The following is a 26847-nucleotide window of genomic DNA, read 5'->3' as shown; positions in this document are numbered from 1 at the left end:
GCGGGCGCCTTTACTTACTTTCCAGTTTATTTATTTTGTAATAGCTTTGCCGCTTGCGGCGCAAAGTAAGTCAGAATCCCGTCTGCACCGGCACGTTTAAACGCCAACAACGATTCCAAAATAACCTGTTCTTCGTTTAACCAACCATTGGCAAATGCCGCCTGATGCATGGCGTACTCACCACTTACCTGATAAGCAAAAGTAGGCACGTTAAACTCGTCCTTACAGCGACGCACAATGTCGAGGTATGGCATACCGGGCTTCACCATGACCATGTCAGCCCCTTCCTGCAAATCCATCGCGATTTCATGCAAGGCTTCGTCGCTGTTGGCCGGGTCCATCTGATAAGTTTTCTTATTACCACCCTTGATATTTGCAGCAGAACCCACCGCATCTCTAAACGGCCCATAATACGCAGACGCATATTTTGCTGAGTACGCCATAATGCAGGTATTGTGATAGCCATTCTCCTCCAGAGCGGCACGTATAGCGCCGATTCGGCCATCCATCATGTCAGAGGGTGCAATCATGTCTGCACCCGCCTCAGCGTGCGACAGTGCTTGTTTTACTAACACATCAACGGTGATATCGTTAATCACGTAACCAGCATCGTCGATAATGCCGTCCTGACCGTGCACAGTGAACGGATCGAGTGCAACGTCAGACATCAGCATTAACTGAGGAAACGCTTTTTTCAGCGCGCGCATGGCTTGTTGAGCAAGTCCTTCGGGATTAAATGCCTCACTGGCACACTCCGTTTTCAATTCCATAGGTGTTACCGGAAACAATGCCAGCGCAGGAATGCCCAACGCCACCCACTCTTCTGCCTGTTCAACCAGCAAATCAATAGACAAACGATCGACGCCCGGCATGGATGGTACGGCTTCTCGTTGGCCTTCGCCCGGTAACACAAAAACCGGGTAAATAAGATCGTGAACAGTGAGTTGGTTCTCTGCAACCATATCCCGTAACGCGTCCTGACTTCTTAGTCGGCGCATTCTCTTTGCCGGGAAAGGTGAAAATGTCATGATTGTTCTCCAATATATGATTCAGCGACCACCTGATTACGGCCATTCTCTTTGGCCTGATAAAGCAGATCGTCAGCGTACTTCAGCAATTCAAGTTCCTGCGCCTCGCGCTCGATGATTGCACTTGCCACACCGGCACTCACCGTAATGGGAATGGCTTCCCCTTCAACATAAACCGGTTTTTCGGCAACCAGTATGCGCATGGTTTCAATAACCTGACGGGCACCTTCAGAATCGGTGTTTGGCAGAATAATGCCGAATTCCTCGCCGCCATAGCGGCACACATCATCCGACGAACGCCGCAATGCTGATTGCAGCAGGTTCGCCACGTGACAAATACACGCATCACCGGCAGCGTGCCCGTGGCGGTCATTAATGGCTTTGAAGTGGTCGATGTCAATCATAGCGAGACTGAGCACCGTTTGTTCACGACGACTGCGTCGCCCTTCAGCGATAAGTCGCTTATCAAACTGCCTGCGATTACGAATGCCAGTGAGAGAATCGATACTGTTTAGTCGCTCCAGTTCCTGGTTCGCTTCGGAGAGTTCCCGTAATGCGATTTCAAGTTCAAGGGTGCGCTCTTGCACCTTGTATTCTAATTCGTCAGCGTACTGCTGCTGTATGGCAACCAAGTCTTCCTGCGCCTGCGCAGAAACTTTCTGCTGCTCAAATAAACTTTGCTGAGAAAAATCGGCCTGCTCTCTTTGTATTCGGTAGCTGATAGCCACGATGAATGTCAGTAGCAGGGTTTCTACTAACGCCCCTAACATTAACAGATAATTGGATAACACCGGGGCACTAAAAAGGCCCAGATTATCGAGACTCGCGGAGAAGCCGCTGACCAATAATATGCCCCATGCGAATGAATAATAGCGTGCAATGATATTACCCTGACGGGTGAGTGAAATTCCCACCACAAAGATGAACGTTACCACCACCGCCAGCATCACCAGGAATACCTTTATGAGATAGGTATAGGGCAAGATCAGGCTAATGAATATATTCAGGCCAAACAGTGCACCCATTATCTTTAACGCTCTGTCCATCCAACCGGAGTAGTCTTTCACATTCATTAGCAGTCGGGAAAACAGAATCGCGAACATGATGGCGGCATTAGCAAAAATCGCCACGGCCCGTTGTTCAAACCATTCCCAGTGTGGCCACAAGTAAGCAAACGCTTGACCATTTAGTGCCGCCAGCGTCAGCGATAACGACACCACGTAACAGGTGTACAGTAAAAATGGTGCGCTGCGGGTAGTCAGAAACAGGAAGAAATTAGTCGCGCCGATGGCCAGCAAGATACCGTAAAAGCAACCTAACAGGTGGCTCAGCATTGAGGTATGTTCAATAAACTCTGTTTTGTGCCACAGCCTGACCGGTAAACGCAGTACGCCAGACGTTCTGACTTCAAGATACACGGTGAGCGCATCGTAGCCATTTGGTACTGGAAACAGCAGGCTCGGATGCTGAATCACCCACTCATCGAAGGGCAGCGCATCACCGCCATCAAGTTCGAGTACGGTGACACCGGTTTGCGGCTCTTCGTAGCGCACCGTAAGATGATCGATCAACGGATAGGCCACTTCCAGCAGCATGCCTTCAGAATCGGCCTGTAAGTCACTCAACGTAAAGCGAAATTGGTGGGGGCGATTATCCATGCCCAGATTGACGGGATTCGCTAACGGCGTCCACTCTGCATCAACACCGGGTTCATAGGGGGTCGTTGTGGTGTAGACGAGGTTTTCGATACGCGATTGCTGCGCATCAACATTGGTAAAGGGTTTTACAACAACTAAAAACAGAACAACAACGACCAGCGTTATAGCGATAAGCCACGCGTCATTACGGCGGTTCGTTCCCACGTCTATCTGCATTCGATTTATTACCCGGCTATATTAAACAACCTGCAAGTATTAGCATAACTGGTTTGAGCAATGTCTTCAGCGCTAATTTCCAGCAAATCAGATAAGTAACAGCCAATTGACGGCAGAAAAGCGGGCTCATTATTTCGTGCCCGAGGACGATGATGTTTTGGAAACAGGTACGGCGCGTCAGTTTCTACAATTAATTTTTCCAGCGGCAGTGATTTCACCGCTTCGCGAAGCGCCTCTCCGCGTTTCGGGTCACAAACCCAGCCGGTAATGCCGATATGAAGTCCACGTTGTAAATAGGCCTGCATGTCTGTGGTTTGCCCGGTAAAGCAGTGCGCGATTCCCTTTACCCCAGCCGCATCTTCATCCAAACACCTAAGCTGAAGAGCATGGGCGTCTCTTTCGTGAAGATAAACGGGCATTTGATGCTTTACAGCAATCTGTAACTGCCTGCGGAAAACCCGTTCTTGCACGTCTCTAGGTGAAAAATCGCGATTGAAATCGAGCCCGCATTCGCCAACGGCCACAACACCTTCACCACCAAGATAATCTTCTAGCCTGACAAAATCATCGTCCGTCATTACCTTCGCGTTATGTGGGTGACAACCAATGGTATAAACAACATGTTCAGGGAAACGGATATGCAACGCACGGGCTGCGTCCCACTCGGCGGGTTCGGTGGTAATTGCACAGAGTTTATCAACGCCAGCGTCAACAGAACGAGCGATCACCTCTTCAGCGTTGAATCGCCCATCGAGCAGATTCACGCCAGCGTCGAACCACTTCACGTTACTTAATTCGGCGAACGTTTACGCGGCCACTTCGGCCCTCTTTAGTGAGGTAAAACGCGTTCATAAAGCCACGCTCAATGGTGATGCCATCGCCAACTTTCATTTTATAGTTCGCTGATTCACCGTTTTGACGCCATACCATGCCGTTATCCAACGTAATGATGAAATCACCTCGCGGCGAGCTAGACACTTCGGTCACAGTGGCAGACATGGATTTTTGCAAACTTTCGGTATTCATTTCCATGCCGAATGTTGGGCCTTGCTGCGGCGCACTGGCAGCTTGCGTGTTGCTGCTAGCGGGGGCACTTGTAGCCGCCACAACCGGAGCCTGAGCTGGCCTTGCGTTAGCCACATCGTCGACGGACTGGTCAGCACCAGCAAAAATGTTCATTGACTCTGCTACGTTGTCAAAGCAGATCAAACGTTTCAGATCATTACTTTCATTGCGACATTCCTGCATGGCTTCAACAACAGTTTCAGCCTGAGAAGCAGACGATACGATGGTCAGTAATACGGCGCCAGCAATGCGGACGGTGTTTTTCATTGTTATTCCTTATTCTGTCATCAAAATATTAGGCGTTTTGCTTGCGAAACTTATGCTGAGCCAGAGGTGCTTTCTTCTTCGTCATCTTCATCGCGGTCAGCTTTGCCCGCATAGAACGCGCCGAAAATTACGCCCACCTCAAACAAGATCCACATTGGAATAGCCAGTAACGTTTGAGAAATGACATCGGGCGGCGTGAGTAACATACCCACCACGAACGCAGCAACGACCACATAAGGACGTTTCTCTCGTAAGGTTTTGGCATCAGTAACGCCCGTCCAGCACAGTAAAATAATGGCAATAGGGATCTCAAACGACACCCCAAATGCAAAGAATAATTTTAGTACGAAGTTCAGGTAACTGGAGATATCTGTACTCACAGTCACCCCTTCAGGGGCCACGCTGTTAAAGAATGCAAAGGCAATGGGGAATACGACGAAATAGGCAAACGCCATACCGGCATAAAACAACATCGTGCTGGAAAACAACAAGGGGGCCACTAACCGCTTTTCATTTTTGTACAACCCCGGTGCCACAAATGCCCAGACTTGATACAACACATAAGGGATAGCAATGAAAAACGACAGCACCAAGGTGAGCTTAAACGGTGCGAAAAACGGTGATGCTACATCCGTTGCAATCATCGAAGCGTTTTCCGGCATGGTTGCCAGAAGAGGATCGGCTAACAGACGGTAGAGATCCTGGGCAAAATAAGCCAGACAAAGAAACACCAACAAGACACTTGCCAGTGCGCGCAATACGCGACTACGCAGCTCTATGAGGTGCGAAATGAGAGAGTTAGCGTCAGACATTTACTTCTTTTTATAAGGTTCCTGCACGGACTTAGCAGCGTCTTTAAGTTCATCAACGCTTTCTTTCAGTTCCGGCGATAAATCTTTCAGGCCCTGTTGCTCAGCCTTTTTCAGATTTTCATGCAGTTCATGGACACGTAACTGATGCTCAACTTCCTGTTTAAAGCCGGTTGCCATGTTACGTACGCTTCGTACACTTTTGATGGTGGAGCGCATTGCACCAGGAAGCCGCTCAGGCCCCAGTATCAGGAGCGCCAACACTCCAATCACCAGTAGTTCCCAAAAGCCAATGTCAAACATTAGGATTTTTCTTTAACGTCTGCCTTGGTTTCTGCTTGCACAGACTTCGCGTCAGTTTTTTCTTCTACGCGCTTTTCCTGTGTAAAGTCAGCATCAGATTCTTCGTCTGTCACTGCCTTTTTAAAACCTTTTACGGCACCGCCAAGATCAGAACCGATACTCTTTAAACGCTTGGTACCAAATAACAGAACAACAATTACTAAAACAATCAGCAACTGCCAAATACTAATTCCACCCATAAAAATCTCCTTTACATCAAGGCGTACAGTATGCCACCGCAATAAGAACCTTTCACGACATTATTTTCAATTGTGAGGTGAACCGTTTCATCTTTACGTTTTTATACCTACAGCAAACAAATTAATCCCTTACAAAGCTTTGACGGCAAGCACTTTTCGCTTCATGCTTAAATTACAGGGATAACAACAGAGACAATTTATGTCGTGTTTAGTTCTGCTTGTAGGAACTACAATGGCAAGCGTAAGCGCCACTGATGTTGAGCGACCCGACACCGCATCAACCTCTCAGGCTGACGTACAAGACGAGCAATTATGGATAGATGACTGGCAGCAAAAGCTCACGTCTTCAATGGATTATACCGCCGGACAGCTCGACAGCTTCTTCGCGCTCGAAGGTAACGACGCGTATAAAGATGCCAGGGCATCTGGCAGGGTCAGTCTTGGCTGGGAACCTCGCTCCAGACAGCTTGACGATATGGAGTTACGTTTTCGCGTACGGGTAAAACTGCCGGCATTACAGGATCGGGTAGACCTGGTTCTCAGTGATAACGAAGATACCGATAACGAAACCACCATCAGAGCAGCCCGCGACCCGATTCAGCGCAATCGCGACAATACCACTATCGCCTTACGCTACCGCACCAGTGACAATTCCAGAATGTCATACCGTCTTGGTACTGGCAGACGGGGGCAAATTTATGCCAAGGCCCGTTATCAAGACGTGGCACCCATCAATGACAATTTGGGTCTGTTTTACGATGCAGAAACCTATTATTACAACCGTGATCAACTCGGTGCTGAGATTGGCGCAACCTTTCAGTACTTAAGCGATGAAGATCACGTCTTTCGTTTCAACAACCGCTATTACTATCGTGACGAACATCACGAATGGCTGTGGCGGCATGAACTCCAATACTTGCAACCGCTCACCACACAATCTGCCGCCATTTACACTTTGTTCACTGAAGGTATGAAAAGGCCTGACGACGAACTTAAAGAAGTGTACGCCAGCTTCAAATACCGCACTAACCCAACACGGGATTGGCTTTTCTATGAAATCGAGCCCTTTGTGTTATGGCTCAGAGATGAAGATTTTAAACCATCCTGGGGGTTGGCTATGCGCGTAGAAGTTTATTATGGACGTGGCACCTAAACGCCAGGTATAAAAAAACCGGCTTTAGAAAGCCGGTTTTCATCTGCTGTGAAGCTGGTTTTATGGTCTTAACGCACGTTCACCACGAGCCAGACCGCATACGCCAGTACGTGAAGATTCAATGATCTCTGCACATTCCGCCATGGTCGACGCAAATGCATCTAACTTGTCGGAGGTACCAGTCAGTTCGATAGTGTAGTTGCTGCCGTTCACATCAATAATGCTGCCACGGAAGATGTCGCTGGTGCGCTTCACTTCTGCACGGATGGCATCGGTGCGGGTAGCGACCTTAATCAGCATCAGTTCGCGCTCAACGTGCGCGCCGTCTGTTAAATCGACAACTTTAAGCACATCAATAAGCTTGTTTACCTGCTTAGTAATTTGCTCAATAACCTTATCATCACCGTGGGTCATGATAGTCAAACGTGACAGGCTTGGGTCATCAGTAGGCGCTACACACAGCGAATCTACATTATAACCACGTTGAGAGAAAACACCCACGATACGTGACAGTGCGCCCGGCGCGTTTTCCATAAGTACAGATATAATTCTTTTCATTAGGTTCGCTCCGTTTTGCTCAGGCGCATGTCGTCCATGGCTCCGAATTTAACCTGCATCGGATAGACGTGCTCGTTCTGGTCTACTGCAATGTCCATGAATACCAGTCTGTCGGTATAGCTGAAACATTTTTCCATCGCGGCGTCGAGTTCATCGAGGCGATCCACTTTAATACCCACGTGACCGTAAGCTTCTGCCAACTTCACGAAGTCCGGCATTGAATCCATGTAAGAATGTGAGTGGCGACCTTTATAAATCATGTCCTGCCACTGACGAACCATACCCAGTGCGCGGTTGTTCAGAGAAATAATCTTAACTGGCAGGTTGTACTGCAAACAGGTGGCAAGCTCCTGAATATTCATCTGAATACTACCGTCGCCGGTAACACAAACAGACACGGCATCAGGATGCGCAAACTGTACGCCCATGGCAGCAGGTAAACCAAAGCCCATGGTGCCCAAACCGCCAGAATTGATCCACTGACGAGGCTTCTTGTACGGATAGTACAGCGCAGCAAACATCTGGTGCTGGCCAACGTCTGAGCTCACATAAGCGTCACCATTGGTGTGCTTATACAGCGCTTCAATAACCTTCTGTGGTTTGATTACCGTATCGCCCTGCTCGAACTTCAGACATTCGCGCTTGCGCCACTGAGTAATTTGCTGCCACCAGTCGCTGAGCTTCTCTTTCTGACCAGAGAAATCATTCTCAGCCAGTTGCTCAAGGATTTGATCTAACACTTTATCTACGCTGCCAACCACCGGAATGTGTGCATTCACGGTTTTAGAAATCGACGCAGGGTCGATATCAACGTGAATAATTTCAGCGTGAGGACAGAACTTAGAAACGTTGTTTGTTACGCGGTCGTCAAAACGCGCACCCAGCGCAATAATGCAGTCTGAGTTGTGCATGGTTTTGTTGGCTTCCAGCGTACCGTGCATGCCCAGCATACCCACGAATTGTTCGTGTGTGCCTGGCATGGCGCCCAAACCCATTAAGGTACAGGTGACCGGTGCATTCAGCTTTTCAGCCAGTTCAATTACTTTACCAGACGCGTCACAGGCAACAGCACCGCCGCCTACGTACATCACTGGACGCTCAGCTTTCAGCATCGACGCGACAGCTTTCTTAATTTGCTTCATATGACCCTTTTCAGTTGGGTTATATGAACGCATTGCAACGGATTCAGGGAAAACATACGGATGTGATTCCTGAACGTTAACGATATCTTTTGGTAAATCCACTACAACCGGACCCGGACGGCCAGAATTAGCGATGTAGTAAGCCTTAGCGATGGCTTCAGGGATATCTACGGCACGTTTAACCAGAAAACTGTGCTTAACAATTGGGCGCGAGCAACCCACCATGTCAGTTTCCTGGAAGGCGTCTTCACCAATCAGTGAAGAAGGCACCTGGCCAGATAACACAACCATCGGAATAGAATCCATGTAGGCTGTGGCAATACCGGTAATGGTATTCGTTGCACCTGGACCCGAAGTGACGAGGACTGTGCCGGTTTTGCCAGTTGAACGTGCATAACCATCCGCCATGTGGGCGGCCGCCTGTTCGTGACGTACGAGGACATGCTTGACACTATCCTGCGCAAACAGCGCATCATAAATGTCGAGTACGGCACCACCGGGGTAACCGAATACATGTGTGACTCCCACATCTTTTAGCGCTTCAACCACCATGGCAGCGCCTGACATCATTTTCACAGTCAAATCTCCTGTTTTATTGGATTTGTGTCTCGAAACCTTTCTTAAATTTTGTGCGGATTATACCGTAGCGCGGACTATAACGAAGGAGTTAGAAAGATTAAACAAAAAAATCGACAAAAGTGAGATATGTATCCCAATATATAGAATAAATAGGATGAATATCCGCAAATAGGTTAAATTGCGGCCGAATATAGGATATGAAGCCGCATTTTTAGCAATTAATCGTCATCAATGACGATATCGTCGTCATTCGACGAATTATTATCATCATCCGAATCAACCAAAGCGAGTTTCTTGGAGCCATAAATAGAAGCGGCTTTTGGACGGTTAATTCGTTTCTGATATTTCAGCCAGACTTTCTCTTCTGAAGATTCTGGCTCTACCTGACCATGCGCCACTGCAATATAACGCATATCTTGATCGGTTTCCGGCGCAATTTTGCCATCAACCAGTGCGGCGATCACACTACCACTTTCGGACAGAATTTTCGCTTCTTTTATCGAAAAATCGCCCGAGCGCGCAAAACCATACGGATAATTTCTTTTGTCCATAAATGGCTTCTTCACCAGACTTTCACGAGATTCGTTGGTCATAATAAAACCTGTTTGAAAATTTGCTTAACGATGTCGACTACCTGCTTTTCAGCGGGTGTGAAAAACTACAATAAAAAATGCGTGAACACGCTACACAAGAAATAGATTTTATAGCCACAGATGTCAAACAAAAAAAGCGGCAAAAGCCGCTTTTAGGAATATCTTCATTTAACTGTCATTTTTTGTGCGGGATCCAGGCCCAGCACATCTCACAAATCACCGGTTCGATGCCATTTTCGTCAGTCACTTTAACCGCAACCATCACCTCCCCCTTCTCTTGCGAGTGCATGAGTGCAATTTGTTCATCAGTAAGCATCGCTTCTGCCTGCATATCACCTTGCGCTCGCTTAACGTATTGGAGGTTCATCGATTTGATTAGCGGCAGCTTATCACCGGGTAAGTTAACGCCAACAATAAAGCCCGTTGCCGATTCGGCTAGCAATGCCATAGCAGCCGCATGAACACTGCCAATATGGTTTTGGACTTTTTTGCGATTTTTAATATTAAAGGTGACCGATTTGAGATCAGAGCCAAGAATGTCGAGCTTCGCCGTGCCGGCCAATTTAACTTTGTGGCGGAACATGGTGGTCATTAGCCAACGACTAACGCCGGCAGGAAAGCGGTTGGCTTTTAAAGCAAATTCACGGAGGGCATTTTTTCTCATAGTTCTGACTTCACGATCTGGTTAGACCAGTAAGGCTACATGAAGTCAGAACAAAATCAAGTCATCCGACCAGATGAACCTGTTCAGAGAAATTGCCGATTAGGAGCCGAAAATAACAACCAACAGTGCGACCACTGCGCCGATACCCGCAATCTTAAGCCCTTCTTTAAACACCGGCACTTTTGGTAGAAACATCAGAAACGCCGACACAACAAAGAACAACAGACCTAAGCCAAAGAAAATATTAAGTAAAAACAGCGGACTATTAGTGGTGGCTTTGTGCAATTTCACCAGCTTACTAAGCACTAACGGATAATCTTTCTTAGTGACTTCGGCGTTACCGGTTTGCTTATCGTAATAACCACCCGGAAACTCAATACGGTCTGGTGTCTCAGCGGCGACGCGGAAGCCCTTCATTCGCAATTGCTGACCCAGCGCATCACCGTTCAGGCCCGAGGCCAACTGATGCTGCTCGGTTTGTTCGTATTTGAGGAAATCTGTGGTGCGAAATATCAGCAGTACACCACTGACGGCGTAAATAAACATGATACCTGCCAGGAAAAATCCTAACCAACGGTGATATTTGCGAAACGCGTTATGAAACTTCATCGATGCCATAGTATTGTTCTCTCAAAGGGTCAGCTGCAATGCTGCCATCGTTGTTATTGTGAGTTCGCCAGACTGGTCTGGGCCAGCGCTTATCGTTGTGTAACGACATAAAAAAAGGACCTGACAGGTCCCGGTGATACGCGCGACTTCATTTATATTAATCTAATTGCATGTCTGAACCCAGCACAAAAACGCGATATACAGACCGGTGATAACAACAGAAACATGTCAATAGCGTAAAAGCCAACTGGATAATGCAGTGTAACTTCGATGAATTTTAAGAGGTATTACAAAAGAGAGATTGGAGCGGGAAACGAGATTCGAACTCGCGACCCCGACCTTGGCAAGGTCGTGCTCTACCAACTGAGCTATTCCCGCATACTTACTGGGTGTGTGACTAAGTAGGTAGTTTGTAGTCATCACGACTTGCCGGAGATTGGCAATCACTTCGTGACGAGGTACATGCTCTACCAACTGAGCTATTCCCGCGTAAAGATTGGTACGACTGAAGGAGAATTTGGAGCGGGAAACGAGATTCGAACTCGCGACCCCGACCTTGGCAAGGTCGTGCTCTACCAACTGAGCTATTCCCGCATAACAAATTTTCAGTCAACTTTCGGTAAGAGGCTGTGCCCTTCTCGAAAGTGGTGCGCATTTTACAAAAATATTGGCAATGCGCAACACCTATTTTGATTTTTTTTGCAGAAAGTGGATTGTTTGCTTAAATAGCAAACACCTTTTCCCGATAGTACTGCAATTCCGCGATAGACTCACGAATATCGTCGAGTGCCAGATGCACGCCTTTTTTAGTAAATCCGTCGAGTAGTTCTGGCTGCCAGCGTTTTACCAGTTCTTTAATTGTGCTCACGTCGATGCTGCGATAATGGAAGTACTCTTCCAACTCCGGCATATACTTCACCATAAAGCGGCGATCCTGACCAATGGTGTTGCCGCATAGGGGCGATTTACCCGCATCAACGTACTCACCCAAGAAAGCAATAGTCTGGCGAGCAGCTTCCGCTTCGCCCACAGAACTGGCGCGGCAGCGTTCGGTTAACCCACTGTTACCGTGTACCCGTGTACACCACTCATCCATACCATCTAAGATCGCGTCTGGTTGATGAACAGCGATAACCGGGCCTTCGGCCAGAACGTTTAATTGCGCGTCGGTTACAATAGTGGCAATTTCCAGCACTTTACAGGTTTCCGGGTCGAGTCCTGTCATCTCCATATCAATCCACACCAGATTGGTATCGCTTTTTGTCATTCTAGTTTCCTCGTCTTTAACATGGCACAGTGGCCAGACACACGGTATCATTGGCCAAGTATACGTTAACTTTGCAGGAAATCGTGGCAAAAAAACCGAAACTGACACAACGGCAGAAGCGACAGGTTGCAGCCAACCGCGCCCGCCGTCTAAATGAAAAGGGCGGCAATCAGAAAAACGCGATTGATGCCAGTAAACTGATCCCCGGTCGGGTTGTTGGTCGCTTTGGTAAGCATGCCGATGTTGAAGATCAACAAGGTAATGTTTCCCGCTGCCATATCCGCCGTACCATCGAGTCCGTGGTTTGCGGTGACGATGTTCTGTTTGACGCTGGTGACGATAACGACAGCGGTGTTAGCGGCGTTATCGAAATTGTACAGGACCGTCGTTCCGTACTCACACGTCCCGATTATTATGATGGCGTGAAACCCATTGCTGCGAATATTGATCAGATCATTGTTGTCAGTGCGGTAAAACCAGAACTGTCGACGAACATCATCGACCGCTATCTGGTGGCCTGTGAAGAAATTGGCATTCCACCTATCCTTATCCTGAACAAAATCGAATTGCTCAGCGATGAAGAATTTGAAAGTGTGAAAGCCCAGCTCGCGGTTTACGAAGAACTTGGCTACTCGCTTATTTATACCAGTTGTAAGCGCAGTGATGGCCTCGATGATCTTAAAGCATGCCTGAACGACAAAGTCAGCGTGTTTGTAGGTCAGTCCGGTGTAGGTAAGTCGAGCATCATTAACCAGGTATTGCCTGATGCCGATGAACTGGTCGGCGAAATCTCCGATAACTCCGGCTTAGGTCAGCACACCACAACAGCGGCAAAGCTTCTGCACTTCCCTGAAGGTGGCGACCTCATCGACTCGCCGGGCGTTCGGGAATTCAGCTTATGGCATATGCCTGTAGAACAAATCACTTGGGGCTTTGTGGAATTCCGCGACTATCTGGGTGGCTGTAAATTTCGTGACTGCAAGCACATGAACGATCCTGGCTGTCTCATTCGCGAAGCTGTGGAAGAAGGCAAAATCAGCACCGCACGCTTCGACAGCTATCATCGAATCCTCGCCACCATGGATGAACAGCGCCCCAGCTACACCAATCCGTTCTGATACTTGCGTTTGGCACGGGGCAGGTACCGGAAACGGGAAGCCTGCGGATAGGGGACGGTGTTGCCTGAGTGAACCGTCTGCCGCAGGGATGCGGCAGCCGAGGCCCCATGGACGGGTTTACGCCGTGTTCGCGAAGGCAGCACCGTCCCCAGTTCAGAAGGGCTTGCAGTTCACGGCACCTACCCCGGTACTAGCGAACGCCGTTTTTTAATCCTTTTTCCTTTTCCGCTTATATCAAACACTGATGGTCAATAACGGGAAAGTGCATCCACTTGTTAACAACCTGGTGTACAATCTCACGCGACAGAAACTAGATAACTATTATTTTTCGGAGTGCCCGTGCTGGACTGGTTCAAGGTTAACCTACAATATATTCTGCCCAAGCATCTTTTATCTCGCCTGGTTGGCAAGTTTGCCGCGGCTGAGGCCGGTGGCGTTACAACGGCGTTTATCAAATTCTTCATCAAGAAATATAACGTTGATATGAGCGAGGCGCTGTACCCGCATCCTGAGCACTATAAAACCTTCAACGAATTCTTTACCCGTCAGTTGAAGCCGGAAGTTCGTACTATTGCTGAAGGCGATGACGTTATCATTCAAGCCGTAGACGGCGCAGTGAGTCAATTTGGCGATATCCGCCAAGACAGCATTTTTCAGGCAAAAGGTCACGACTACAGTCTGACTACCCTGCTCGGCGGTAAACCTGAACTGGCTAAGCAGTTCAAAAACGGTAAGTTCGCCACCATCTATCTTTCACCTAAAGATTACCACCGCATTCACATGCCCGTTGAAGGCACGCTGACTGATATGGTGTACGTGCCCGGTGAACTGTTCTCAGTGAACCCACTCACAGCAGAAAATGTTCCCGGTCTGTTCGCCCGTAACGAACGCGTGGTTGCTTTGTTTGATACGCCAGTGGGTAAGATGGCTATGGTGCTGGTGGGTGCAACCATTGTTGCCAGCATAGAAACCGTGTGGTCTGGCACTGTAACTCCGCCTGCAGGTCAAAACGTGCAGCACTGGCAGTACGACGATGAAGCAGCCGTTACACTGGCGAAAGGCGACGAAATGGGTCGTTTTAAATTAGGTTCAACCATCGTGGTGTGTTTCGAAAAAGACGCCATTGATTTCGAAGATATGGAGCCGGGTATGACTACCCGTCTTGGTGAAGTATTTGGTTATGCGAAGGCAGGCAAATCCGCTTAAGCATGGATCCTGTCAAGCGAAGTCTGATAACGCTTCATATTACCGTTATCCTGTTGGGAGGCACCGGCCTCTTTTCAAACATCATTCCGCTGAGCGCTACCGATATTACTTTCGGGCGCTCGGTTTTCGCCTGTATCAGCCTTGCTCTGTTCATGCGCTTTGCTGGCGAAACCTTTGCGCTGAGTAATAAAAAAGACTACGGCATTGCTCTGTTGCTGGGCGTGTTGATGGCCGTGCATTGGGTGACTTATTTTGCTGCCATGCAGTATGCCGGTGTTGCCGTAGGCATGATTGCACTATTTACTTTCCCGGTGATTACCGTACTCATCGAACCGTTTTTCGAAAAAATCCGCCTGGTATGGCAGGACTTTTTTAGTGCGATCACTGTGTTCATTGGCGTGGCACTGCTGGTTCCAGAAATCTCTCTGGAAAACGACACCACGTTAGGCGTGGCTATTGGTATTTTCTCTGCGGTGCTTTATGCCTTGCGCAACCTGATTCACCGCCAGCATTTCTCTCATTATTCGGGCGCCAAGGCCATGTCCTGGCAAATACTGGTGGTCATCGCCTGTTTACTCCCGGTAGTCAGTGATGGCCTGCCAGAAGCCTCCGGTAGCACTTGGCTAATGCTGGTGATACTTGGCTCTATGTTCACTGCAGTGCCTCACGCGCTGGTCGCCAACGCACTTATTCACCTGCGGGCAAAAACCTTTTCACTCATCGCCTGCATGCAACCAATGTATGGTGTTGTGCTGGCTATGCTAATCTTAGAAGAATCTCCAGGCATCAAAGCACTAATTGGCGGTATTCTGGTTACGTCGGCCTCTGTTTACGAAACCATGAACGCCAGTAAGCTGCACAAACAGGAAGACTAAATGTTCGTACTCGCACATCGCGGGGCCAGCAAAGCAGCACCAGAAAATACCCTTGCCGCGTTTCGTCTGGGGTTTGAAATGGGTGCCCATGGCCTGGAATTCGACACCTATCAGGTAGATGGTGAAATTGTGGTTATTCACGATCGCTGGCTAAACCGCACCACCAATGGCTCCGGCCGGGTAGTGGACCAAACGCTAAGCTATTTACGCTCATTGAATGCAGGGAACGGCGAGCCTATTCCGTTGCTGGTTGAAGCACTTCAGTGCCTACCTGAATCCACGTTATGTAATGTGGAAATTAAAGGCATGACAAATCCCGAAAGCTGGCTTGCACGCCTGCTTGAATGTTGTGACATCGCCCAGATAAATCCCGACAGCCTGTTGATTTCATCGTTTAATCACCGCTGGTTACTTAGCCTGAAGCAACTTCGCCCTACCCTCAAATTAGGTGCACTCACCGCCAACATTGAATTAAACAGCTTGCGTTTTGCCCGTGAGCTCGCTCCGTGGTCGGTGAACTACGCCCTCGATACAATTGAAGAAACAGAAGTGAAGCGCGCCCAAGAAGCGGGCTATAAAGTGCTGGTTTACACTGTGGATAACCCTGAGGATATGCTGTTATTGCAGTCTTGGGGCGTCGATGGGATTTTTACCAACAAGCCAGACCTGGCATTGGCAACATTAAAGTAAATAGCGGTTTGGCTACTTAGCCATGTGCTGAGACAGCACGGTATTTCGACAGCAACGACACTGACGACATAAACGCATGTTGATCCAGTGTCCCGCCACAATTAACGCAGCACCCACGGTTATCGTCAGTGGTTCGAAATCGTGACCAAACATGTCTTTAAACCAATAAATAACGCCGCCACAGAACAATAAGCCAAGCGGATAGTATTGGCCATGATAGCGAACAGCACCGTTTATCAGCGCCACGGCGCCAATAAGCATGGAGATGGTAAGAATGGTTCGCTCAAACCAGATCTGCGCGAAGATCGATGAACCGATAAGGGGAATTAAAGGCAGCAGCAGAGGTAGCGCTAGACAATGCAATGCACACAGGCTCGAGATCCAAATCCCAAGCCTGTCTAATTTTGTCGGGTTGTCGTTAACCTGAATTCGGGACATGTCGCCACTCGCCATCAAAAGGGACGTTATAATATAACAACCATGGCAAAATGCAAAACAACAATCCCGAATTTAAGATTAATTCGGCGCGACCAATGTGGCTTCCGTCGATGTTTCCGCTGTTTGCTGGGCCATCATCGTCGGTTCAGCAGGTTCGAATAGCGAACTGACTGTCGCCAGCTCAATGCCCATTTCTCGCAATTCCGGTAACCGTCGCTGCAGAATTTCCATTGTCACCTTATGAGGATGACCAATGGCAACCGCTACGCCCTGCTCCCGAGCCAGCAACAACATGCGATCAAATTCCCTTTCGATGGCCTCATGTTGAATCACGTGATCAAGGAACACATGTCGCCTGGCCACAGGAATTCCCGCGTGCAATGCCGCTTCTTCCGCCACGGTTTTTACCGACGTACGACTATCGACGAAGAATAAATCCCGGTTTTTAAGAATATCCATGAATGCGCGCATAGGGTTGAACATACTGGTCAACCGACTGCCCATATGGTTATTCACACCAATGGCATAAGGCACACTTTGCAGCGCCTTATCAAACAACACTTCCATCTGGTTTTCGTACATACCCACACGTAATCCGTCGACGCCCATGTCCTGGCCGTCAAAAGATTCCATTGGCATGTGTAACATTATATCCCGCCCCTGGGCATGAGCCAGTTCGGACATTTCAGTTGTCAGGGGAGCATCAGGTAGAATCGAGAACGTCACTTCTCTGGGGAGCTTAAGCGCCCTGTGATCAGAGTAGCGATGACCGATGTCGTCTATGATCAAGACGATTTTTGGTTGGACACTAGCAGCCGCGACTGGAAGACAGAAGAGTGTAAACAGCACACCCCAAAACAACGCAAACCAATCACAAAACTGACGGTCAGTTCTTTTGAGAAAACAAATTTTTAGCAAGCGCACGCCTATTATAATTTTATAACCCGGGTAATCAGAATCTCCGGTTAACAGCAATGGGCTTGTGGCTCACGTTTATTATTTTCAGACCGTGAATCTCACCTGCGCAATGCCTGGCGGCGGCACTAATTACTTCAGGTTTGGTTACCCGACTTCCATTTGGGCTGTATTAGTATTTATATCCATACATAACGAGCATAACAGCGATTTTATAAATTTGAAATTTCTGAAGCGCTTTTTTTGCTATTTTTTGAACATTTTTTTATTGAAGAACAAATGACTAGGCCGGGAACTACAAATCCAACCAGCCTGCAGGACTTAAGGCTTTGCCTTTATGACGGATTTCAAAATAGAGGTTGGGGTAATTCTGTCCACCACTTTGACCAACCAGAGCAATGGTCTCGCCATCGGCAACCCGATCACCGGCTTGTTTCAATAGCGCCTGATTGTGTCCGTAAACACTCATATAACCTTTGCCGTGGTCGATAACGGTGACCAGCCCAAATCCACGTAACCAATCTGAATAGAGTACCCGGCCGTGGGACACGGCACGTACAGAACTGCCTTCAGCGCCTTCGATGATAATGCCTTTCCAGCGTACCTGCCCCTGACGACGGGAACCGAATAAATTACGCACCCGTCCTGATGCGGGTTTGAGTAGCTTGCCTTTAAACCCAGACAAACCTGCCAGTTCAGATTTTGCCGACTCGGCGCGACGTCGCGCGTCTTCGATAGCACGAACTAATGCTTCCTCGTTCTGGCGCAGTTCATCGACTTTTGCAGCATCGGAAGCGATCTTCTTATTGAGCTTTGCGAGTGTTTGGGCGCGATCGTCTTGTCGCGCTACCAACACATTTTGTTGGGCTTTTTGTTCATCAAGCAATTTCGCCAGGGTGCTGGCCTTTTCTTCCAGTTGTTGATTTACCTTTATTAGCCGCGCCACGTTTTCACGAAAACCGTCAATCTCTTTGGCTCTGGCTTTACTCAGATACTGATAATAGGTAAGCACACGTTCGAAGCTACTGGCTTCGTCTTGGTAGAACAGCATTTTTGCGTAATCGTAGTTACCCGCCATAAATGCACTTCGCAATTGGCTAGCAAGCATGGACTGTTGTTGCAGTATGGCTTTTCGAAGCTCGCCCTGCTCAGCTTCCAGATTGGCCTGCTGACGGCGATTATCTGCCAGTTGGGTGGTGGTGTTATTCAGCGCCTTCGCCGTAGCGGCAATTTCAAGCTCTGACTTTTTTAGCGCATCACGCAGCTCATCGGCATCGGCTTTGTTGGCGGCTAGGGTTGCCTGACGGGCTTTCAATTCAGCCTGTAGCTCTGCCAGTTTTGCCTGCTGCTCCTGGGCCACTGCTGATAAACTGAATAGTGCCACAAGTAAGCTGGCTACCTGCAACAACAAACGTAGCCGCCGACGCGAACTCGGGGCGGTTTCAGCAAATAGAAGACTAGGTTTCAGGGCGTTCAGACTCATTCTCACTTCAGGCCAGTGGCGACATACTACAAACTCAAAGGCCATACTATATCAACAAGATAGAGGATTCACCTATCCCGATGCAATGGATGTCGCCGATGCAGGCTGGTTTCTACGTGTTTTTTCTATATACTTTGCAGTCGATTTTTAGTCTTCCATGTAACAAAAGGGTACGCTTAAATGGAACAGCTCGTAGAATTTGCCGGTAATAATATGCTGTTAGCCGGTGCGTGGGTCGTTATTGTCGCCATGTTGATTCTTAGTTATATCACCACTTTTACTTCTTCGGTTAAAGAGGTGAACACCCACGAAATGACTTTGCTGGTTAACAAGGAAGACGCGGTAATCTTCGATACCCGTCCGCAAAAAGAGTTTAAGGCTGGGCACATTGTAGGCGCTCGCCAAATTAAACCGGAAGAAGTCCGTGCGAAAGATTTTAAAAAGCTTGAAAACGTGAAAGACAAACCCATTATTGTTGTATGTGCAATGGGCAACAGCGCCAGAGGTATTGCTGCGGCAATGGCTAAAGAAGGCTTTTCAAATGTAAAAGTGCTTCAGGGCGGTATGAATTCATGGACGTCTGCTGGCCTGCCTGTTAGCAAATAAACCGGCAAGACACAGGAGTTAACTGTGAGCAAGGTAGAAATTTACACAAAAGGGCATTGTCCTTATTGTCATCGCGCCAAAGCTTTACTGGCGCACAAAGGCGTGGAGTTCGAGGAAATTGCCATTGATGTGCAGCCTGAACTACGCGACGTAATGATCGAACGAGCAAATGGCGGCTGGACCGTACCACAAATCTTTATCAACGATACCCACGTAGGTGGATGTGATGATTTGTTTGCTCTGGAATCGCAACAAAAACTCGATGCGCTTCTTGCGCAATAATTAATAACTCGTTTCAACAAGAACGTAATAAGCATTCAGGAATTATCATGGCTGAAGAAAATCAGAACACAAACGGCGCAGAGGCAGGCCAGCAAGCCCCGGGTCCTCAATTAAACATCCAGCGTATCTACACAAAAGATATCTCTTTTGAGTCGCCAAATGCACCGGCAATCTTCCAAAAGGAATGGAAGCCTGAAGTTAAACTCGATATCGATACCTCAACCAATGTTGTGGGTGAAAACGCATTTGAGGTTGTACTGTCAGTAACGGTTACTGCGTCTATGGGCGAAGAAACTGCGTTCCTGTGTGAAGTGCAACAAGCAGGTATTTTCGTATTGGGCGCTGAACTGCCAGACCAGGCTAAAGCACCTATGCTGGGTTCTTACTGCCCTAACCTGCTGTTCCCTTATGCCCGGGAAGCAATTTCTAACATGGTTAACCGTGGAACTTTCCCTCCTCTTAACCTGGCTCCGGTTAATTTTGACGCTATCTTCGCTGCTTATATGCAGAAACGTGCACAGCAGGCGCAAGAAGGCAGTCAGCAGTTAGACGCATAAGACCGTTATGAACTCAGGTTCGATAACTGTATTGGGGGCGGGGTCTTACGGCACCGCCCTCGCTTTTTGTTTGGCCCGTAATGGCAACCCAACGCTGTTGTGGGGACGAGAAAAATCGCACATGGATGCATTGGCAAATGACCGGGAAAATGCCCGTTATCTGCCAGGCGCTGCATTTCCCGATGCGCTCACCGTTGAGTCTGATCTGGAAAAGGCTGTTGCAGCCAGTCGCGATATTCTTATCGTGGTACCCAGTCACGCTTTTAAGGCCCTGCTGGAAACCTTAAAGCCTATTTTGCAGCCACAGCACCGTATTATCTGGGCCACCAAAGGTTTGGAACCTGGTTCAGGCAGACTACTACGTGATGTAGCACTCGATGTGTTAGGCAACCAATATCCACTAGCCGTGCTGTCAGGACCAACGTTTGCCAAAGAAATGGCTGCAGGCTTACCTACGGCTATTTCTCTGTCTTCCACCTGCGAAACCCTGGTTGATGATTTTGCCCGCAAACTCCATTGCGCCCGGTCGTTCCGTGTTTATAAAAACCCTGACTTCATCGGTGTTCAATTAGGTGGTGCGGTTAAAAACGTCATTGCTATCGGTGCCGGCCTGGCAGATGGTTTAGGTTTTGGTGCTAATGCCCGTACGGCGTTGATTACCCGAGGTCTGGCCGAGTTGACCCGTCTTGGTGTGAAAGTGGGTGCACAACCAGAAACTTTCATGGGAATGGCGGGCCTTGGCGATTTGGTGCTTACCTGCACTGACAATCAGTCACGTAATCGTCGTTTTGGTTTGGCCTTAGGTCAGGGTAAAGACGTTGAAACAGCAATGACTGAAATTGGTCAAGTGGTTGAAGGCTATCGCAATACAGAAGAAGTACATGTGCTGGCGAAAAAATACGAAGTAGAGATGCCCATCTGCGAGCAAATCTACGCAGTGCTTTATCATGGTAAATCGCCAAAAGAAGCTGCCCTTGCGTTGCTGGGAAGGGATTTGAAAAGCGAGTAATCACTCGCTTTTTTTATCTTTTAAATCTAACTTTTGCTAATCGCGAAAAGGCAACTGCACGTGACTCTATGGGCGATTGATTAGCTGAGGGCGCCCGCCTGCTTCTAAGTACACCGTTGATGCAGCTGCAAGGGATTGCTGATAGCTGGTGATCACAGTAAGTTGGGCCGAGAACCAACTACGCTGAGCACTCAACAAATTCAGGAAGTCAGTATCACCCGCTTTGTACCGAATTTCCGCCAACTTGTATAACCGCTCGTTATTTTCCAGCGATATCAAATCGAGTTCATACGCTGCCTTTTGATACGTGAAGTTATCCAGCGCATCCAGCAACGACTGCGAAGCATTGATGGTCGTCGCTCTGAAGTTATTCCACGCCAGCTCGCGGTCGGTCGCCGCAATCTTTTTGCCCGCATCAATTCTACCGCCATCAAATAATGTAGCCGCACTGCTCAGCGCCGCACCAACACTCCAGCCAGAAGCCAAATCGAGCAAATCACTCACCGACAAATCAGCACTAAAGCTGAGTCCGGGTAACCCCTGAATGCCTGCCTGATATACGGCAATATCTGCTTGCTGCAATGTGACATCAGCAATTTGCACATCAGGGCGTTGCTTTAACACACTGGCGGGCTGATACAGACTGATTTCCGGCACTGCCATCGCCAGAATTGACTCTTCACTATTTACAGGTGTTAGTACCGCATCACCCAGTAAAGCAGCAATGGCCCGACGGCTCAATGTCGCCTGATTGTTGAGTCGAAGTAGTTCGCCACGTGCAGTGAGCAACGTATTCTGTTGCTGACTCACTTCAATACCGGATGCATCACCTTCTTCAAAACGAATACGCACTAATTCATAGAGCTGGTCTGCCGCGTCGTAGTTTTTACGTGCGATCACCAAACGCTGCTGTAATGACAATAGGTTGAAGTACTCACTGGCCAAGAGACCTTGAACCTGCAGAGCCGCGCTCCGTTGAGTAAAACGCTGACTATCAATGCCCAATGAGAGCCCTAACTGAGTCGCCTCACGACTTCCCCACACATCGAAGGTATAACTTAGCCCCACGTTCCCTGAAGAACTACTAGAGGTACTTCCACCATCAAAGTCCTTGCCGGACCGCCCGCTTACACCGGCACTCACATCGGGAATATTATCGGCACGACTTTGTTCCAGGAGTAAAACCGCCCGGTCCACCCGCATACGGGCTTCTTCCAGGCTCAGGTTGTCAGCCATCAGCCGCGTCATGAGCTCATTTAACGGCGTTGAACCAAACACCGTCCACCAGTCCTGCTCGACTTCAACCTGGCTATCCGCATCGGTGTAAAATTCGAAAATGTCCGGTGTTTGAATGTGCTCACGATAAGCCTGCTCGGTAGGTGAGTAAGCGCAGCCCGAAAGCATAGCGGCCACGAGCAAGCCAACAGATTTATTGTTCATATTAATCCTCTGACAAGGCTTCTATAGGGCTAAGACGGGATGCTTTGAGTGCGGGCGCATAGCCGAACAATACACCAACCAGCAATGAGGTAATAAATGCCAGCACGGGCGGCATTAAGGTATACGCAACGGAAATCGAAAACTGGGAAACGATGAGAATGACACCATAGCCCAGTACAATGCCCACAGCGCCACCCAGAATGCAGACGACCCAGGCTTCAATATTAAACTGCTTGAGAATATCTGCAGGCTTAGCCCCGGTAGCCATTCGCAGGCCGATTTCCCGCTTACGCTCTGACACGTTTACCAGCATAATATTCATTACGCCAATACCGCCTACAAACAGCGAGATTGCCGCAACTGAAGCTAACAGCCAGGTCAACGTATTCTGGGTTTCCGTTACCGCTTCCACCAGAGAATCAGTGGTGAACACCATGACATCTTCTGCTCCATGGCGCTGTTTGAGTGTTTCCAATACCGCGTCTTTCACTTGTGAGGCAACATCAGAGCCCGATGCCTTAATGGTAATGCCGCTTAAGTAATCACGGCCGAAAACCTTCAGTCGCCCGGTCGTTACCGGGATCAGTACTTCATCATCCTGATCGCTACCACCAGCGGTTGCGCCTTTTGATTTTAATACCCCAATCACCTGATACAGCGAGTTTGACATAAGTATGTACTTACCCACTGCTTGCATTTTATCTTCGAAAAGAGTTTCAGCAACGGTGTCACCGATCACCACGACGGGTGCGTAATTCCTCACATCTTCCTCAGTGAAAAACACGCCCTGGGCTATCTCCCAATCTTTCACGTGAAGGTAATCCGGTGTGGAGCCTTTAATCCGGCCAGAAAAGTCGTTTTCACCATAGCGCATGGTATTTCGGGAAGAGCGCTCGGGTGCAACGTACATCACTCCGGGGATGTCTCTCAATGCATCTGCATCGGCCAGTGTTAATGTGGCGACATCTCCCGAGTTACGCATATTTCGCCCGCCCGGACGCACAGAAATAAGATTGGTACCAATGGCTTCAATGCGCTTTAGTACATCTTGTTTACCGCCCTCGCCAATGGCCATCATCGTCACCACGGCAGCAACACCGATAATGATGCCAAGTAGTGTTAGCAGTGTACGAAACCAGTTAAGCCGTAGAGAGGAAAATGCCATACCGAGTGCAGCAGCGCCGGAAATACTTCGAAACGCCTGAACAGCGCCCTGCGTACCCTCTTGGGGTGTTTCTTCCGGCACAGCTTCGCCGCTGTCCGATACGATTTTCCCATCCAGCAAATGCACCTGACGTTCGGCATGTTCTGCCACGGCAGGATCGTGGGTGATAAGAATTATGGTAACGCCTTCACCATGCAGCTCTTTAAGCAACGCAAGCAATTGCTCGCCACTGGCTGAGTCGAGGGCACCAGTTGGCTCATCGGCAAGAATAACCTCTGCACCGTTGATAAGCGCCCTGGCAACGGAAACCCGTTGCTGTTGTCCACCCGACATCTCACCAGGACGATGCTCAAGGCGATCGCCTAAGCCCAACCGGGTCAACAATTCTGCCGCCCGCTTTTCACGTTCCGGCTTGTCGGTATTACTGTAAATGGCAGGCAGTGCCACGTTCTCAATGGCGGAATGGCTGGCCAGTAGCTGATAACGCTGAAACACGAAGCCGAAGGTTTTTAAGCGCAGTGCCGACAGCTGTTCCTGTGTCAGTGAATTAACGTTATGCCCGTTAATGGTGTAACTACCCGCAGAAGGTGTATCCAGGCAGCCGAGAATATTCATCAGCGTGGATTTCCCTGAGCCAGACTGACCCATAATGGCAACAAACTCGCCCTTACGGATTGTCAGTGAAATTCCATCCAGGGCACGAACTTCAGTGCCTTCTGTCTGGTAGCTTCGCACCACATTGTTAAGTTCGATGAGAGAAGGCTTACCCACGAGGCATCCTCGGTGGTCCGCCAAATCCTCTGGGCCCGCTTTCATCCGATGAACCTGCCGACATCTGTCCGCTTACGATTTCTTCACCTTCGCTAAGTCCAGATAGAATTTGTACTTCTGTACGGGTACTAATGCCCACAGAAACCTGGCGACGCTCCAGATTATTGTTCTTGCGAACCATAACAAACTTTCTGTCTGGCGGACCTTTAACCGCGCCAAGGGGCACTACCAGTGTATCTTTCGCCTTGTCTTCAATGAAAAAGACCTGGGTAGTCATGGAGTCCATCAGCACACCATCGGGGTTTTCAACGTCAATGAGTACCTGATACAACACAACATCATTAATAATGGTGGGGGTGGGAAGTACCTGGCGAACAGTAGAGTGATAACGTTTTTTGGTGTTACCAATTGTCGAGAAGTAAACCGGCATGCCGCGATAAATTGACTCTACGTCGGCTTCTGACACCTCGGCCCGCAAGGTCATGGTAGTCAAATCTGAAATTTGCAGTAGTTCTGGTGCATTCTGATTGGCGTTGAGGGTTTGGCCCTGACGCACGGCGATGGAAGCAATAGTCCCGCTGATAGGTGCATAGATGCGGGCAAACCCTAATGTCACTTTGTCCCCCGCCAGCGACGCCTCGTTAGAGCGAATTTGTGCAGAACTGGCTTTAATACGTGAATCCAGTACTTTCACATCAATGCGACTACTGATAGCCACATCTTCACTTACCGCATTTTGTTCGAATAGATTGTTGTTGCGTTTCTCACGCAGAATGGCCAGTTCACGTTCCGCCTCAAGCTGGGCTAACTGTGCTCTCATCGACTCAAGCGCTGCTTCAGCATTCTGTACCTGCGTTTCGAAAACGGTCGCATCAATATCTACAAGTACCGCTCCCTCTTCAACCACATCGCCTTCTTCAACGTGAATTTTTTCAACCTGACCTGAAACCTGCGCACCGACGACTACATAATGTTTAGGCTCTAGTTGGCCGGTAGCAATAATACTTTTTTCGATATTGCCCTGCTTAGCAGTGGTAAATGTCAGGGATTCGACATTTTGGGTGGGGGGTGCGAAGTATCGCCAGGCGCCGTAAACAGGCAAAGCAATAATGATAACCACGAGCAGTATTTTTGCCCATGGGTGCGATCCAGTTGAAAACACGGTCTGTCCTTAACTTGAAAAACACCCAAAATACAAAAGCCTGCTGCATGTTGCCATGCGCTTTGCACAACTTAACACTTCTCGACTTTAAGAAACAAAAGCCGCACGGTGAGAATAGGTTTACCGAAGGGGGTTAACGCGCGCCATCGTAACCAAGCTGACGCCAGCTTTCGTACACAAAAACAGAGACGGCATTAGACAAATTCATGCTACGACTGTCTGGTAGCATAGGAATACGAACACGCTGCTCTGGCGGCAGTGACTGAATAAAATCATCAGGCAATCCGCGCGTCTCTGGGCCAAAAATTAGTGCGTCACCCTTTTGATACTGCACGTCACTATGAAAAGCTTTTCCCTTGGTAGTACAGGCAAATATTCGTTGTGGCTGCTGTGTTTCCAGGTAGGCATTGAGATCGGCGTGACGCTTAACTTCGGCAAACTCGTGGTAGTCCAGACCTGCCCGACGTACACGTTTATCATCCCACTCGAAACCTAGAGGCTCAATTAGGTGAAGTGCAAATCCTGTATTCGCACACAGTCTAATTATGTTGCCAGTGTTCGGGGGAATTTCAGGCTGGTAAAGTACTATATCAAGCATTCTGGGATCACGGTGTCATACTAGGGGAAGCAAGGATACGGCGTGATACGCGGGTTAACAAGCCCACAGTGGAACGGGGGAAGAAGTTCCTACCTGTGAGCCATTTTGGTGCAACGGGCTTTTACAGTGCGTTAAGAACCCGGTTTGTTTGTGCCATAGCGGCCCACCGACGGGCTTTGCGGTGTGATACTGGACTACCGGCAAATTTTGCCAGACGGTCCGAAAGTGGGCTGAAAGTATTCACTGAGTGACCATAAACAGATGATAAATCAGTATTTACTGGCGCTTTTAATTTCATAGTACGAAGAAAATCATATTTTTGCATTGTTTCTGCCTTATGCCGCTACTCTATGGGCGGTCTCACTGTCGTCTAAATTTCACA

30 protein-coding genes and 2 tRNA genes are annotated in these 26847 nt (G+C 48.7%); 9 read left to right on the top strand and 23 right to left on the bottom strand.

What is annotated here, in order from left to right; genetic code table 11:
- Positions 1–26: 26 nt before the first annotated feature.
- From hemB to tatA, 7 genes are read right to left on the bottom strand one after another with little or no spacing between them, the layout of a single operon-like run.
- Positions 27–1028: a porphobilinogen synthase gene (gene hemB, locus BFC18_RS16060; RefSeq protein WP_070126565.1), complete on the bottom strand. Its 1002-nt coding sequence runs from the start codon at positions 1026–1028 to the stop codon at positions 27–29.
- Entirely contained in the window at positions 1025–2902 is a 1878-nt protein-coding gene (locus BFC18_RS16055) for a sensor domain-containing diguanylate cyclase (RefSeq protein WP_070126564.1), read from the bottom strand. The genes hemB and BFC18_RS16055 overlap by 4 nt, the downstream gene beginning before the upstream one ends.
- Before the next feature lie 8 nt (positions 2903–2910).
- On the bottom strand, positions 2911–3687 hold the full coding sequence (locus BFC18_RS16050) for a TatD family hydrolase (RefSeq protein ID WP_070126563.1): 777 nt from the start codon (positions 3685–3687) through the stop codon (positions 2911–2913).
- A gap of 1 nt (position 3688) precedes the next feature.
- The gene (locus BFC18_RS16045) at positions 3689–4234 is read right to left on the bottom strand and encodes a hypothetical protein (RefSeq protein WP_070126562.1); all 546 of its coding nucleotides are present in this window, start codon (positions 4232–4234) and stop codon (positions 3689–3691) included.
- A gap of 50 nt (positions 4235–4284) precedes the next feature.
- Complete coding sequence (tatC, locus tag BFC18_RS16040) at positions 4285–5046, bottom strand: twin-arginine translocase subunit TatC (RefSeq protein WP_070126561.1); 762 nt, start codon at positions 5044–5046, stop codon at positions 4285–4287.
- Positions 5047–5346, bottom strand: a complete 300-nt coding sequence (gene tatB, locus BFC18_RS16035) for a Sec-independent protein translocase protein TatB (protein WP_070126560.1) — start codon at positions 5344–5346, stop codon at positions 5047–5049.
- A complete protein-coding gene (gene tatA, locus BFC18_RS16030) occupies positions 5346–5585 on the bottom strand; it encodes a Sec-independent protein translocase subunit TatA (protein ID WP_070126559.1) in 240 nt (79 codons plus the stop codon). Before tatA ends, tatB begins: the two co-directional genes overlap by 1 nt.
- A 232-nt stretch (positions 5586–5817) precedes the next feature.
- On the opposite strand from tatA, the gene BFC18_RS16025 reads away from it, so the two are divergent.
- Positions 5818–6738: a hypothetical protein gene (locus BFC18_RS16025; protein ID WP_245680411.1), complete on the top strand. Its 921-nt coding sequence runs from the start codon at positions 5818–5820 to the stop codon at positions 6736–6738.
- A 60-nt stretch (positions 6739–6798) separates the two neighbouring features.
- On the opposite strand, the gene ilvN is transcribed toward BFC18_RS16025, so the two are convergent.
- The 8 genes from ilvN to orn all read right to left on the bottom strand — a co-directional run bounded on the left by ilvN (position 6799) and on the right by orn (position 12150).
- Complete coding sequence (gene ilvN, locus BFC18_RS16020; RefSeq protein ID WP_070126557.1) at positions 6799–7296, bottom strand: acetolactate synthase small subunit; 498 nt, start codon at positions 7294–7296, stop codon at positions 6799–6801.
- Positions 7296–9014 (bottom strand): acetolactate synthase 3 large subunit, encoded by a 1719-nt coding sequence (locus tag BFC18_RS16015; RefSeq protein WP_070126556.1) that lies wholly within the window; start codon positions 9012–9014, stop codon positions 7296–7298. The genes ilvN and BFC18_RS16015 overlap by 1 nt, the downstream gene beginning before the upstream one ends.
- Before the next feature lie 221 nt (positions 9015–9235).
- On the bottom strand, positions 9236–9610 hold the full coding sequence (locus BFC18_RS16010) for a MaoP family protein (protein WP_070126555.1): 375 nt from the start codon (positions 9608–9610) through the stop codon (positions 9236–9238).
- A 175-nt stretch (positions 9611–9785) separates the two neighbouring features.
- On the bottom strand, positions 9786–10274 hold the full coding sequence (locus tag BFC18_RS16005; protein ID WP_070126554.1) for a DUF4442 domain-containing protein: 489 nt from the start codon (positions 10272–10274) through the stop codon (positions 9786–9788).
- Positions 10275–10373: 99 nt separating this feature from the next.
- Complete coding sequence (locus BFC18_RS16000) at positions 10374–10892, bottom strand: PepSY domain-containing protein (RefSeq protein ID WP_070126553.1); 519 nt, start codon at positions 10890–10892, stop codon at positions 10374–10376.
- 293 nt (positions 10893–11185) lie between these two features.
- A tRNA-Gly gene (locus tag BFC18_RS15995) sits at positions 11186–11261 on the bottom strand.
- Between the two features lie 140 nt (positions 11262–11401).
- A tRNA-Gly gene (locus BFC18_RS15990) sits at positions 11402–11477 on the bottom strand.
- Between the two features lie 127 nt (positions 11478–11604).
- Positions 11605–12150, bottom strand: a complete 546-nt coding sequence (gene orn / locus BFC18_RS15985) for an oligoribonuclease (protein ID WP_070126552.1) — start codon at positions 12148–12150, stop codon at positions 11605–11607.
- A gap of 83 nt (positions 12151–12233) precedes the next feature.
- Here orn and rsgA point away from each other — a divergent pair, with 83 nt between their 5' ends.
- The 4 genes from rsgA to BFC18_RS15965 all read left to right on the top strand — a co-directional run bounded on the left by rsgA (position 12234) and on the right by BFC18_RS15965 (position 16039).
- Positions 12234–13268, top strand: a complete 1035-nt coding sequence (rsgA, locus tag BFC18_RS15980; RefSeq protein WP_070126551.1) for a small ribosomal subunit biogenesis GTPase RsgA — start codon at positions 12234–12236, stop codon at positions 13266–13268.
- A gap of 339 nt (positions 13269–13607) precedes the next feature.
- On the top strand, positions 13608–14474 hold the full coding sequence (gene asd, locus BFC18_RS15975) for an archaetidylserine decarboxylase (protein WP_070126550.1): 867 nt from the start codon (positions 13608–13610) through the stop codon (positions 14472–14474).
- A 2-nt stretch (positions 14475–14476) separates the two neighbouring features.
- Positions 14477–15349 carry a DMT family transporter gene (locus BFC18_RS15970; RefSeq protein ID WP_070126549.1) on the top strand — a complete coding sequence of 291 codons (873 nt, stop codon included), beginning with the start codon at positions 14477–14479 and terminating at the stop codon, positions 15347–15349.
- Positions 15350–16039 carry a glycerophosphodiester phosphodiesterase gene (locus BFC18_RS15965; protein WP_070126548.1) on the top strand — a complete coding sequence of 230 codons (690 nt, stop codon included), beginning with the start codon at positions 15350–15352 and terminating at the stop codon, positions 16037–16039.
- A 12-nt stretch (positions 16040–16051) separates the two neighbouring features.
- Here BFC18_RS15965 and BFC18_RS15960 read toward each other — a convergent pair whose 3' ends face one another.
- From BFC18_RS15960 to BFC18_RS15950, 3 genes are all read right to left on the bottom strand, one after another.
- On the bottom strand, positions 16052–16477 hold the full coding sequence (locus BFC18_RS15960) for a MerC domain-containing protein (protein ID WP_083273142.1): 426 nt from the start codon (positions 16475–16477) through the stop codon (positions 16052–16054).
- Positions 16478–16555: 78 nt separating this feature from the next.
- Positions 16556–17326 (bottom strand): divergent polysaccharide deacetylase family protein, encoded by a 771-nt coding sequence (locus BFC18_RS21510; RefSeq protein ID WP_245680410.1) that lies wholly within the window; start codon positions 17324–17326, stop codon positions 16556–16558.
- Positions 17327–17687: 361 nt separating this feature from the next.
- Positions 17688–18875, bottom strand: coding sequence for a murein hydrolase activator EnvC family protein (locus BFC18_RS15950; protein WP_083273137.1), 1188 nt, complete (start codon positions 18873–18875; stop codon positions 17688–17690).
- A gap of 180 nt (positions 18876–19055) precedes the next feature.
- Here BFC18_RS15950 and BFC18_RS15945 point away from each other — a divergent pair, with 180 nt between their 5' ends.
- From BFC18_RS15945 to gpsA, 4 genes are read left to right on the top strand one after another with little or no spacing between them, the layout of a single operon-like run.
- A complete protein-coding gene (locus BFC18_RS15945) occupies positions 19056–19481 on the top strand; it encodes a rhodanese-like domain-containing protein (RefSeq protein ID WP_070126546.1) in 426 nt (141 codons plus the stop codon).
- Positions 19482–19505: 24 nt separating this feature from the next.
- On the top strand, positions 19506–19763 hold the full coding sequence (gene grxC, locus BFC18_RS15940; RefSeq protein ID WP_070126545.1) for a glutaredoxin 3: 258 nt from the start codon (positions 19506–19508) through the stop codon (positions 19761–19763).
- 47 nt (positions 19764–19810) lie between these two features.
- The gene (gene secB, locus BFC18_RS15935; RefSeq protein WP_070126544.1) at positions 19811–20320 is read left to right on the top strand and encodes a protein-export chaperone SecB; all 510 of its coding nucleotides are present in this window, start codon (positions 19811–19813) and stop codon (positions 20318–20320) included.
- A gap of 7 nt (positions 20321–20327) precedes the next feature.
- Positions 20328–21329 carry an NAD(P)H-dependent glycerol-3-phosphate dehydrogenase gene (gpsA, locus tag BFC18_RS15930; RefSeq protein WP_070126543.1) on the top strand — a complete coding sequence of 334 codons (1002 nt, stop codon included), beginning with the start codon at positions 20328–20330 and terminating at the stop codon, positions 21327–21329.
- Between the two features lie 66 nt (positions 21330–21395).
- Here gpsA and BFC18_RS15925 read toward each other — a convergent pair whose 3' ends face one another.
- From BFC18_RS15925 to BFC18_RS15905, 5 genes are all read right to left on the bottom strand, one after another.
- A complete protein-coding gene (locus tag BFC18_RS15925) occupies positions 21396–22769 on the bottom strand; it encodes a TolC family protein (protein ID WP_070126542.1) in 1374 nt (457 codons plus the stop codon).
- 1 nt (position 22770) lies between these two features.
- Entirely contained in the window at positions 22771–24705 is a 1935-nt protein-coding gene (locus BFC18_RS15920) for a MacB family efflux pump subunit (protein ID WP_245680409.1), read from the bottom strand.
- Positions 24698–25867 carry an efflux RND transporter periplasmic adaptor subunit gene (locus tag BFC18_RS15915; protein ID WP_070126540.1) on the bottom strand — a complete coding sequence of 390 codons (1170 nt, stop codon included), beginning with the start codon at positions 25865–25867 and terminating at the stop codon, positions 24698–24700. The genes BFC18_RS15920 and BFC18_RS15915 overlap by 8 nt, the downstream gene beginning before the upstream one ends.
- 133 nt (positions 25868–26000) lie before the next feature.
- Positions 26001–26465, bottom strand: a complete 465-nt coding sequence (gene trmL / locus BFC18_RS15910; protein WP_070126539.1) for a tRNA (uridine(34)/cytosine(34)/5-carboxymethylaminomethyluridine(34)-2'-O)-methyltransferase TrmL — start codon at positions 26463–26465, stop codon at positions 26001–26003.
- A 121-nt stretch (positions 26466–26586) separates the two neighbouring features.
- The gene (locus BFC18_RS15905) at positions 26587–26790 is read right to left on the bottom strand and encodes a hypothetical protein (RefSeq protein WP_070126538.1); all 204 of its coding nucleotides are present in this window, start codon (positions 26788–26790) and stop codon (positions 26587–26589) included.
- Positions 26791–26847: the final 57 nt, after the last annotated feature.

The organism is Alteromonas confluentis, from assembly GCF_001757105.1.
Taxonomy (GTDB): domain Bacteria; phylum Pseudomonadota; class Gammaproteobacteria; order Enterobacterales; family Alteromonadaceae; genus Alteromonas; species Alteromonas confluentis.
The sequence above is the reverse complement of the archived record's forward strand: the minus strand, read 5'-3'. Positions and strand labels throughout refer to the sequence as shown.

Bases quoted from the DNA above. Each gene is read 5' to 3' on its own strand.
- hemB (WP_070126565.1), bottom strand. From the start codon at position 1,028: ATGACATTTTCACCTTTCCCGGCAAAGAGAATGCGCCGACTAAGAAGT.
- BFC18_RS16055 (WP_070126564.1), bottom strand. From the start codon at position 2,902: ATGCAGATAGACGTGGGAACGAACCGCCGTAATGACGCGTGGCTTATC.
- BFC18_RS16045 (WP_070126562.1), bottom strand. From the start codon at position 4,234: ATGAAAAACACCGTCCGCATTGCTGGCGCCGTATTACTGACCATCGTA.
- tatC (WP_070126561.1), bottom strand. From the start codon at position 5,046: ATGTCTGACGCTAACTCTCTCATTTCGCACCTCATAGAGCTGCGTAGT.
- tatB (WP_070126560.1), bottom strand. From the start codon at position 5,346: ATGTTTGACATTGGCTTTTGGGAACTACTGGTGATTGGAGTGTTGGCG.
- tatA (WP_070126559.1), bottom strand. From the start codon at position 5,585: ATGGGTGGAATTAGTATTTGGCAGTTGCTGATTGTTTTAGTAATTGTT.
- BFC18_RS16025 (WP_245680411.1), top strand. From the start codon at position 5,818: ATGGCAAGCGTAAGCGCCACTGATGTTGAGCGACCCGACACCGCATCA.
- ilvN (WP_070126557.1), bottom strand. From the start codon at position 7,296: ATGAAAAGAATTATATCTGTACTTATGGAAAACGCGCCGGGCGCACTG.
- BFC18_RS16010 (WP_070126555.1), bottom strand. From the start codon at position 9,610: ATGACCAACGAATCTCGTGAAAGTCTGGTGAAGAAGCCATTTATGGAC.
- BFC18_RS16005 (WP_070126554.1), bottom strand. From the start codon at position 10,274: ATGAGAAAAAATGCCCTCCGTGAATTTGCTTTAAAAGCCAACCGCTTT.
- BFC18_RS16000 (WP_070126553.1), bottom strand. From the start codon at position 10,892: ATGGCATCGATGAAGTTTCATAACGCGTTTCGCAAATATCACCGTTGG.
- orn (WP_070126552.1), bottom strand. From the start codon at position 12,150: ATGACAAAAAGCGATACCAATCTGGTGTGGATTGATATGGAGATGACA.
- BFC18_RS15970 (WP_070126549.1), top strand. From the start codon at position 14,477: ATGGATCCTGTCAAGCGAAGTCTGATAACGCTTCATATTACCGTTATC.
- BFC18_RS15965 (WP_070126548.1), top strand. From the start codon at position 15,350: ATGTTCGTACTCGCACATCGCGGGGCCAGCAAAGCAGCACCAGAAAAT.
- BFC18_RS15960 (WP_083273142.1), bottom strand. From the start codon at position 16,477: ATGTCCCGAATTCAGGTTAACGACAACCCGACAAAATTAGACAGGCTT.
- BFC18_RS15950 (WP_083273137.1), bottom strand. From the start codon at position 18,875: ATGAGTCTGAACGCCCTGAAACCTAGTCTTCTATTTGCTGAAACCGCC.
- BFC18_RS15945 (WP_070126546.1), top strand. From the start codon at position 19,056: ATGGAACAGCTCGTAGAATTTGCCGGTAATAATATGCTGTTAGCCGGT.
- secB (WP_070126544.1), top strand. From the start codon at position 19,811: ATGGCTGAAGAAAATCAGAACACAAACGGCGCAGAGGCAGGCCAGCAA.
- gpsA (WP_070126543.1), top strand. From the start codon at position 20,328: ATGAACTCAGGTTCGATAACTGTATTGGGGGCGGGGTCTTACGGCACC.
- BFC18_RS15925 (WP_070126542.1), bottom strand. From the start codon at position 22,769: ATGAACAATAAATCTGTTGGCTTGCTCGTGGCCGCTATGCTTTCGGGC.
- trmL (WP_070126539.1), bottom strand. From the start codon at position 26,465: ATGCTTGATATAGTACTTTACCAGCCTGAAATTCCCCCGAACACTGGC.
- BFC18_RS15905 (WP_070126538.1), bottom strand. From the start codon at position 26,790: ATGCAAAAATATGATTTTCTTCGTACTATGAAATTAAAAGCGCCAGTA.